The sequence below is a fragment of the Micrococcus sp. HMSC31B01 genome (genome assembly GCF_001816085.1).
Classification (GTDB): Bacteria; Actinomycetota; Actinomycetes; order Actinomycetales; family Micrococcaceae; genus Micrococcus; species Micrococcus luteus.
Map to the genome: position 1 here is coordinate 1 of NZ_KV825453.1, position 1,656 is coordinate 1,656.

Annotated in this window: 2 protein-coding genes; both read left to right on the top strand. The window is 74.6% G+C overall.

Annotated elements, in window-relative coordinates; all coding sequences use genetic code 11:
• Positions 1–137: 137 nt before the first annotated feature.
• Entirely contained in the window at positions 138–1,097 is a 960-nt protein-coding gene (gene argF / locus HMPREF3105_RS12210) for an ornithine carbamoyltransferase (protein WP_041104176.1), read from the top strand.
• Entirely contained in the window at positions 1,097–1,585 is a 489-nt protein-coding gene (gene argR / locus HMPREF3105_RS12215) for an arginine repressor (protein ID WP_036337506.1), read from the top strand. The genes argF and argR overlap by 1 nt, the downstream gene beginning before the upstream one ends.
• The last annotated feature ends 71 nt before the right edge of the window (positions 1,586–1,656 follow it).

Genomic DNA, 1,656 nt, shown 5'->3' on the forward strand with positions numbered 1-1,656 from the left:
ATCCTCAACGCCACCGGCCCGTCCACCCTGCGCCTGGCCCCGCCGCTCACCGTGCCCGTGGCCGAGCTCGAGCGCTTCGCCGCCGCCCTGCCCGGGCTCGTGGCCGCCGCCCTGACCCCCGCCGAAGGAGACCGCCCATGACCCCCGCCACCGCCGTCCGCCACTTCCTGGTGGACACGGACCTCACCCCGGCCGAGCAGGCCGAGGTGCTCGACCTCGCCGCGCAGATGAAGGCCGACCGGTTCCGGCACCGCCCGCTGGCCGGGCCCCGGACCGGCATCGTGTTCTTCGACAAGACCTCCACGCGCACCCGCGTCTCGTTCGCGGCCGGCATCGCCGAGCTCGGCGGGACGCCCTTGATCGTGAACCCGGGGGAGTCGCAGCTGGGCCACAAGGAGTCCGTGGCGGACACGGCCCGCGTGCTGGAGCGGATGGTCGGCGTCATCGTCTGGCGCACGTTCGCGCAGGCCGGTCTCGAGGAGATGGCCGCCCATTCCTCGGTGCCCGTGGTCAATGCGCTCAGCGACGACTACCACCCCTGTCAGATCCTCGCCGACCTGCTGACGGTGCGCGAGCACCTCGGCGGCACGGCGGGCCGCACTCTGACGTATCTGGGGGACGCGGCGAACAACATGGCCCACTCGTATCTGCTCGGCTGCGCGACGGCCGGCATGCACGTGCGGGTCGCCGGCCCCGAGGGGCACCTGCCTGCCGAGGACGTCGTGGCCGCCGCCCGACGGCGGGCGGCGGAGACGGGCGGTTCCGTCCTCGTCACGACGGACGCGGCCGAGGCCCTGGCGGGCGCGGACGTCGTCGTGACCGACACGTGGGTGTCCATGGGCCAGGAGGAGGAGAAGGAGGCCCGCCTGGCGCTGTTCCGGGACTACCAGGTGGACGCCGCCGCGATGGCGCGGGCGGCCGACGACGCGATCTTCCTGCACTGCCTGCCCGCGTACCGGGGCTACGAGGTCACGGCCGAGGTGATCGACGGGCCGCGGTCCGTGGTGTTCGACGAGGCCGAGAACCGGCTGCACGCGCAGAAGGCGCTCATCGCCTGGCTGCTGTACCGCTCCGGCCTGGCCGAGGAGCCGCGCTGATGGCCGCCCCCACGACGAAGATCGCCCGTCAGGCCGCGATCCGGGAGATCCTGGCCACCCGGGGCATCCGCTCCCAGGCCGAACTCTCGGACGCCCTGGGCGATCGCGGGCTGTCCGTCACCCAGGGCACGCTCTCGCGGGACCTGGTGGACCTCGGCGCGGTGCGGACGCGCGGGCCGGCCGGCATGGTCTACGCCCTTCCGGCGGAGGGCGACGACGCCGCCGTGCCGGGCCGCGGCTCGGACGCGCAGCTGAATCGCCTGGCGAGCATGGCCCGCGAGCTGCTCGTCTCCGCCGAGCCCACCGCGAACCTCGTGGTCCTGCGCACGCCCCCGGGCGCGGCGCAGTTCCTGGCCAGCGTGATCGACCAGGCGCGCGTGGAGCACGTGATGGGCACGATCGCCGGCGACGACACCATCCTCCTCATCACCACGGGGACCACGTCCGCCCCGGCCGTCGCGGCCCACCTGCTGGGTCTGGCGGGCTAACCGACCCGTCCGGCCCCGCCCGCGCGGGTGACGGGCACCAGGCACGAGGAAGGCCCCCGCCGACGGCGGGG